Annotated in this window: 6 protein-coding genes; 2 read left to right on the top strand and 4 right to left on the bottom strand. The window is 46.4% G+C overall.

Annotated features, from left to right (window positions below; genetic code table 11):
* Nucleotides 1-560: substrate-binding periplasmic protein (locus tag B5J94_RS10130; RefSeq protein ID WP_211271080.1), on the top strand; the 560-nt coding region annotated here is incomplete at its 5' end.
* Nucleotides 561-612: 52 nt separating this feature from the next.
* On the opposite strand, the gene B5J94_RS10125 is transcribed toward B5J94_RS10130, so the two are convergent.
* The 3 genes from B5J94_RS10125 to B5J94_RS10115 form a co-directional block, all read right to left on the bottom strand.
* Entirely contained in the window at nucleotides 613-2889 is a 2277-nt protein-coding gene (locus B5J94_RS10125) for a primosomal protein N' (RefSeq protein ID WP_062500410.1), read from the bottom strand.
* 187 nt (nucleotides 2890-3076) lie between these two features.
* Nucleotides 3077-3457, bottom strand: coding sequence for a RidA family protein (locus B5J94_RS10120; protein WP_062500408.1), 381 nt, complete (start codon nucleotides 3455-3457; stop codon nucleotides 3077-3079).
* A gap of 82 nt (nucleotides 3458-3539) precedes the next feature.
* A complete protein-coding gene (locus B5J94_RS10115; RefSeq protein ID WP_062500406.1) occupies nucleotides 3540-3725 on the bottom strand; it encodes a hypothetical protein in 186 nt (61 codons plus the stop codon).
* 232 nt (nucleotides 3726-3957) lie between these two features.
* On the opposite strand from B5J94_RS10115, the gene B5J94_RS10110 reads away from it, so the two are divergent.
* A complete protein-coding gene (locus B5J94_RS10110) occupies nucleotides 3958-4740 on the top strand; it encodes a M48 family metallopeptidase (RefSeq protein ID WP_062500404.1) in 783 nt (260 codons plus the stop codon).
* 77 nt (nucleotides 4741-4817) lie between these two features.
* Here the strand turns inward: B5J94_RS10110 and B5J94_RS10105 are convergent, their stop codons facing one another.
* On the bottom strand, nucleotides 4818-7016 hold the full coding sequence (locus B5J94_RS10105; protein ID WP_062500402.1) for a RelA/SpoT family protein: 2199 nt from the start codon (nucleotides 7014-7016) through the stop codon (nucleotides 4818-4820).
* Nucleotides 7017-7368: the final 352 nt, after the last annotated feature.

Below are 7368 nucleotides of genomic sequence, written 5' to 3'. Positions count from 1 at the left end.
AAAGAGATTTCTTGAAAAACATGCGATTTTTCTCATTTTTCATGGCAAATACCAAAGGCAGGCACGCCCTAACAAAAAAACTATCGTACACACAAAACTTTACAAATCCTTTCAAAAATTATGTCAAAGGCTCTGGCACTTATGATGGTTTGACATCGTTGGCAGGCAAGCGTGTTGGCATCATCGTTGGCGGTAAACAGCGTGCAGACATCGAAGCGGTGGGTGGTTATGCTGAGCTTACCGAGTACCCTACCCCTTATAGTTTGGTCGAAGCTCTTACCCAAGACAAGATTGACGTCTTTGCCATCCAAGGTTCTATCGCTGACCACTTTGCAAAAAGTTTTCCCCAGCTCAACTTAGAAAGCAATCCCTACGAAAGCCAATCTGTCGCCGAAGCTCACGTTGGGGTTATTGTGGATAAACAAAATACCAAGCTGTTAGATGACATCAATGCTGGCATCAAAAAGCTCAAAGAAAACGGACGCTTGGCAGAGATTCAGAAGAAATGGCTCTCTGAAGATTTGCAAAAAATCCAAGCCTCATCCACTACCGCCCAATAACCACCCAACAACAAAACGCCCAAACCACATCGTTTGGGCGTTTTTATCAAGCCTACCACCCCACAGGGTCAATGTCTATCGCCATCTTGACCCCCCGAGAGCTGGGCAGGGCAAGCACGTCCTGCCACCACCATGCCAGCACATCATGTAGTACTTTGCGTTCTTTGGCAAGGATGAGCATCTGCACATGAAAGCGGTTGTTTTTCTTGACCATCGGGGCATCAATGGGGGCAAGCACGGCAAAGGGATGGGCGTGGGGCAGATGATTTTTTGCTCCGATGATGGCATTTTTGGCGACATCAAGCCGATGACCATCTGCCCGAACCAGTACTGCATGGCTACACGGTGGCAGTCCCAATCCATACCGCTCTGCCAATAAGTCATGAGCGAATTTATCATAGCCATGGCGTATCAAATCAAGCAGTAACGGATTATCAGGGTTTAGGGTCTGTATCAGCACTTCCCCTGCCCGTCCTGCACGCCCTGCCCGTCCTGCCACCTGCATTATCGTCTGGGCGGTGTGTTCGGGCGAACGAAAATCAGGCGACAAAAAGCCACTGTCAGCATTGACAATCACCACCAATGTCACATTAGGAAAATGATGACCCTTTGCCAGCATTTGTGTGCCTACCAATATCATCGGCTCGCCTGTGCTAACACGCTCATACAGCTTGTCCCACGCCCCCTTGCCACGCACCGTATCACGGTCTATCTGCACGATGGGGTAGGGGTTTTGGACGGTTTGTGGATTGGCAAAAATACCATGCAACCTTTCGTACAACTGCCCTGTCCCTTGCCCCAAATGCACAAGATTTGGGCTATGACAACTCGGACACACCTTGGGCGTAACCACCTGATAACCACAATGATGGCATTTTAGATAATCATACAGATACTGCTCATTGGCATGGCGTGCTTTTTTGAAGGGGTTTTTGTGCAGGGTCAGATGACTGCTACACCGCACGCAGTCCGCTTGCCAACCACACGCCCCGCATAAGAGTATCGGAGCATAACCACGCCGATTTAGGAACATTAGCACCTGCTCGCCCCGCCCTAAGGTCTCACGCACCGCTTGCACCGTCTGATGAGCCAGTTCAGTATCACGGCTCTCGCCTGCCATGTCCGTCTGCCACAGCGTGCCTACTCTCATGTCCACAAGGCGAAACGTAGGCGTTATCGCACCCCCTGCCCGTTTGGTCAGTTTGCATTCATGCAGTTTGCCATCACGGACAAGCTTGATTTGTTCAAGACTGGGCGTTGCCGTGCCTAGTACCACGGGGATTTGTTTTAGCACCCCCACATATAACGCCACATCACAGGCGTGATATCGCAGATGGTCTTGCTGTTTAAAGCTTGTGTCATGAGCTTCATCGATGATAATCAGCCCCAAATTAGCAAAGGGATAAAACAGTGCCGAACGTGTGGCGATGATGATTTGAGCCTGACCTTGCCGACACGCCTGCCACCCCGACAGCCGTTCTTTGTCGTTTAATGATGAATGTAACACCACGACATTCGCCCCAAAGCGTGCCGAGAACCGCTCCCGACTTTGTGGGGTCAGCCCTATCTCAGGCACCATAATCAGCACCTGCCGACCCTGTGCCAACACCTGCTCCATCGCTTGTAGATACACTTCGGTTTTGCCCGAGCCTGTCACACCATTTAACAGTATGCCTTGATAACACCCATCATGTATGCATTGGCTTATCTCTGTCAGTGCCGAGCGTTGTTCGTCATTTAGGGTCAGTGGCTTTTGCACTACTTGGGCAGGCGGAGGCGGTATGTTTGGGGCGGTGTGACATTCTATCAGCTCTTTTTGGACAAATAATGCCAAATTCCGCTCCGTCACCCCAAGCATACGCAAGGCGTGTTTGGTGGCATTGGGATTGTCACGGATAACGGCAAAATCAGCGTGCTGTTTTTTGGCGGTTTTGCTTAACACGTTTTTGACAAAATCATCATCAACATGGGCAGGTACCCGATACCGCCGTATGTCATCACTAACATCCACCCCTGCCTTGATAAGCGTGGGTAACATGACCGCCATCGTATCGCCAAATGGATGATGATAATAAGATGACAGCCATCTGGCAAGTTTAAAAAAATATTCATCAAAAATCGGCTCATCATCAATCACATCAATGAGCGATTTTAGCTTATTTTGTGGCACATCACTGTCATTAGGATGAACATGCCCCACCACGATACCAATCAGCTCTTGGTGAGAAAATGGTACTTTGACACGCACACCCACCTTGGGCAACACGCCTATCACACGATAATCAAAAAGACGATAAAGCGGTACAGGCAGAGCAACTTGGATTAACATAGTGTCATCTTTACAAAAACAAGATATTATAAATAAAGGCATTATTAAACATCAGAGTATTAAACAGACATTTTTATGGCAAATATCCCACATACCATAAGATGGACATGTTTTAACACCAAATAAACACCAAATAAATAAGGGCGGTGTTCGCCCTTATGTACGATTGCACGATGAGTTAAAAAGTTCATTCAATATACAAAATCGCCTCAATCTCTACCAATGCTCCTTTTGGCAAGGCTGCCACTTCTAGGGCGGCACGAGCAGGATAAGGAGCGGTCAGACGAGACTCAAAGATTTGATTTAATTCATCAAAATTATTTAAATCATCCAGTGATACATTAAACTTAACCACATCCGCCAAACTGCCACCAGAAGCTCGGGCGATGGCTTCAATATTATCAAATACTTGCTTGGCTTGGGCGGTGAACCCATTACGCAAGGTCATGGTAGCAGGGTCAAGTCCGATTTGACCTGAGACATAGACGGTATTACCCACTTTGACAGCTTGTGAGTATGTACCCACCGCTTTTGGGGCGTCATCGGTATGAATGATTTGCTTTGGCATGGTTATTCCTAAGATATCTTAATGTTTAAATGCTGTTTAAATACCATTTGTTTAAACAGCATTTATTTGTCTATTTTTCTATTTACTTACTCATCTTGTTGGCTTGCCAACGAGCCACAATTTTATCCCACAGACTCATGGCAGGCTTGCCAGTATAGACAATATTGCCTGCGACATTATCAGAGGTTTTTGGCAAAATGCTCGGTTCGGTCTTACCCAAAAAGTGAGCAACTTCATCTTTTGAGTTTAGGTCAATATGACAGCACATCGCAATCTCCTTTTATGAATTTTATGAAGCAAAACTTATATTTACAGCAACCGATCCGAGTAGACAGATTGCTTTGATATTTGTCATATTAAACAAAATACGCCAAATATTCAAGTATTTTTTACTGTTAAATCATTCTTTCGCCGTATTGTTTTTAGATTTTGAAAATGCTATGATAATCAACAAATCATCTCTTAGGACAGATGGGATAAGGATACTTACAGGATACTTTATGAAAAAATCAAGCATTACCCTACTTGGTGTCATTTTGACTTTATCAGGTTGCACAACCGTTGCTGATATGGTAGGCATGGACAGCAAAACCCTAAATGCTCAGGCAGGATCAAACTACCATCAAATACTCAGCAAGGCTCAGATTGATACCACATCAAACACCGCCAAGACTGTCCAGCGTGCCTTTAACCGCCTAAGACCGCATGCCAACTCTCTAAATAATACAGGCATGCGTTTTGATTGGCAGATGACCGTCATCAAAGACCCAAAAGAAAACGCATGGGCGATGCCAGGTGGCAAGATGGCGTTCTACACAGGGCTGGCCCAGAATTATCACTTGACCGAGAGTGAGATTGCTGCCATTGTTGGGCATGAGATGGCTCACGCTTTACTAGAACATAGTAAAAAACAAATGGGGGCAAACGTCCTGTCTAGCCTAGCGGTACAACTTGGTGCCGCCGCTGTCCAAGCCAACACGGGCTATAATGCCGACATGGTCAATCTCGGGGCGAGCGTGTTACACGAATACGGACTTGATAAGCCCTACTCTCGCCACCACGAATACGAAGCAGACGCCCTAGGCATGCGATTGATGGCGATGGCAGGTTACAACCCCGCTGACGCCATCAATGTTTGGAAAAAGATGAACGCCAAACAAGGTGGTGGTGGTAAGGTTGGTAGCATTCTCTCCACCCACCCCAATAACGACAGTCGCATTCAAGCAATGGAAAAACTCCTGCCTGAGAACCGTGCCATCTATGAGCGTGCCATCAAACGCTAACCCGCCAAATCATCATGGCATAGTCCAACACAAACCCTGCACATTGGCAGGGTTTGTTTTTGTACAAAAACAGGGTATTAGGTCGGCATCTGATACAGTCGCATGATACTAGGATAGCCCAGCACTTGGCGTAGCTTCATGATATCTTCTTCTAAATGAGCTCGGGAACGCACCACCACCTGTATAAAGGTCGCCCCGACCCCACCACCTGATTTCTCATCTGCCTTGACAGATGTCTGCTCAATACCAATGTTCAAATCACGCAGCTCATAAATCGCCTGACTCATCTGCTCTTCATTTAGCATGGCGTGGATTTTGAGCGTGGCAGGAAAATGCAACTGTCCAACTGAGTTGGTATGGTCAAGCTTGATATCCGACTTCCAGTTGAGCTGTATGACCTGATAAGGATTCTCAACACGGATGTTTTCTAGCGAATAGCATTTATGACGATGGACGGTTAGCCCTTGACGTGCCGACAGGTGTCCGACGATACTATCGCCATACATGGGGTTACAGCATTTGGCAAAGGTAATCTCCACGCCCTTAATACCCGCCAATAAATGCTTGGTCTGGGTAATCTCCGCCCCGTCTGCCACATCCACTTCTTCACTAAACAGACGAGAGACAACCAACTGTGGCAGTAGCGTACCTGTGGCAATTTGCAGGAAAATATCGCTTTGACTTGCCACGCCACGCCACGCCAAAATATCCGCCCAGTCCTGCTCGGACAAGTCATCTAGTGTTTTGTCATAAGGCTTTAAGGCACGCATCAAGGCCTCTTTGCCATAATGTTCTTTTTGGTCGTGGGGCAGGCGTTTTAGGAATTTTAAAATCTCATTGCGGGCTTTGTTGGTCGCCACAAAACCAAGCCAGTCCGCTTTGGGTGTGGCATTTTTGTCAATGTCAATACTCACCGTGTCGCCATCAGCCAACACCAACCCGAGCTCACCATGCTCGCCATTAATGTCCGCCCCTGTGGCGATGTTGCCCACGGCAGGCCCGACCGCATAGGCAAAATCCAACGCTGTCGCCCCACGGGGTAACTCATAGGCACGCCCTTGGGGGCTATAACAGACGATTTTACGCTCATGCAGATAGCTCATGAGCTCATTAATGACTTTGAGCGATGTTTCTGCATCTTCGCCTTCGACCGCCGCCAAATCCTTCATATTACGCAAACTTGCCTGTATCACGGACTGACTGATGTCATTTTTGCTGTTGCCAAGTACGCCCAAGCGAGATGCTTCTTTCATGCGCGCGGTCATGAGCGTGACTTTAATAAAGTTGTAATCTTTTTTATAAATCAGCGACAGCGACTGATTGCCCCCTGCTAGGGGTTTACGGATATTGTCCTGAATGTTACGGTCAGCGATTTCAAACTTTTGGATGAGATGATACGCCAGTTTGTCGCACGCCCCGATGTCTTCTAGCACCACTTCAAAATCATATTGGCGAATCAAGCGATTGGCTTGACCACGATTTTTAAAGAATTGCCGATACATGCTTGTACGGTTGTCCAGCACCTGCACATGTCCTTTTAGGTTTAGATGTCCTAGTAGGTTTTGTAGATAAGTGCTAATCTCAATCTTTTGAAAATTACGCCCCAAACCATGTTGCAACAGCTTGTCATTAAATTTGTTATACATGACAGGGTTAAGGTTGCGATAACACAAAAGCTCGATGTAGTCAGCGATGTCGTTTAGCCCCATAATGCGAGCGAACGGCACATAAAAATCCAACGTCTCACGAGCGGTTGATTTTTGTTTTTCTTCTCGCACCGCATCCATGGTACTCATGTTATGCAAGCGGTCGGACAGCTTGATGATGAGTACACGGGGGTCTATGAGCGTGGCATTTAAAATCTTATGAAAGGTCGCCGCCTGTGACTGCTGTTTGCTCATGTTGCCTGATTTTAGTTTGGTCACGCCATCCACCAGTCGTGCCACCGTCTCGCCAAACTCACTTGCCACCAGCTCATCGGTGACTTCGGTGTCTTCTACCGTATCATGCAAAATCGCGGCAATGATAGAATCCCTATCCAACAAAAACCCCGCCAAAATCTCCGCCACCGCAATGGGGTGCGTGATGTACGGCTCGCCTGATTTGCGTTTGTCCTTGATGTGTGCCATGTCGCCAAAATGGCACGCCCGTAGCACGTCCGCCCGCTCTTTGGCATCTAAGTAGCTGACCGCATTCATCAGACTGTCTTTGGCTTCATCCACCAAAGGATGACTAAAACGTGTGGGGATATTATCGGCGTGGTAGTTGGCTAACATGATTGGTTTGGCTCGGTAACGTGTTAATTGGGTTTTAAATTAGGGCGTGCATGCCTTTTATATTTGCAATGAAAAATGAGAAAAATCGCACGTTTTTCAATGAAAAAACGCAGGCTGATAGTCATTCTATCAGACAAGTTTTTATTAGACTTCTTTCCAAACCCTGATTTTTGTAGATTTTTAAAAACTTCAACCCCAATACTTACAAGGGTTTATTTTTAGTTTGGAAAGAGATTTATTATGAAAAACAATCCGACCACTTAATTTTAAAAAATTAAGTTAAAATCTTAAAAATTTACTTAATAGACTTCTTTCCAAACCCCGATTTTTGTGGATTTTTAAAAACATCAAC

It is taken from the genome of Moraxella lacunata (assembly GCF_002027545.1).
Lineage (GTDB): Bacteria > Pseudomonadota > Gammaproteobacteria > Pseudomonadales > Moraxellaceae > Moraxella > Moraxella lacunata.
The sequence above is the reverse complement of the archived record's forward strand: the minus strand, read 5'-3'. Positions and strand labels throughout refer to the sequence as shown.

Bases quoted from the DNA above. Each gene is read 5' to 3' on its own strand.
- B5J94_RS10105 (WP_062500402.1), bottom strand. From the start codon at position 7,016: ATGTTAGCCAACTACCACGCCGATAATATCCCCACACGTTTTAGTCAT.
- B5J94_RS10125 (WP_062500410.1), bottom strand. From the start codon at position 2,889: ATGTTAATCCAAGTTGCTCTGCCTGTACCGCTTTATCGTCTTTTTGAT.
- B5J94_RS10110 (WP_062500404.1), top strand. From the start codon at position 3,958: ATGAAAAAATCAAGCATTACCCTACTTGGTGTCATTTTGACTTTATCA.
- B5J94_RS10120 (WP_062500408.1), bottom strand. From the start codon at position 3,457: ATGCCAAAGCAAATCATTCATACCGATGACGCCCCAAAAGCGGTGGGT.
- B5J94_RS10115 (WP_062500406.1), bottom strand. From the start codon at position 3,725: ATGTGCTGTCATATTGACCTAAACTCAAAAGATGAAGTTGCTCACTTT.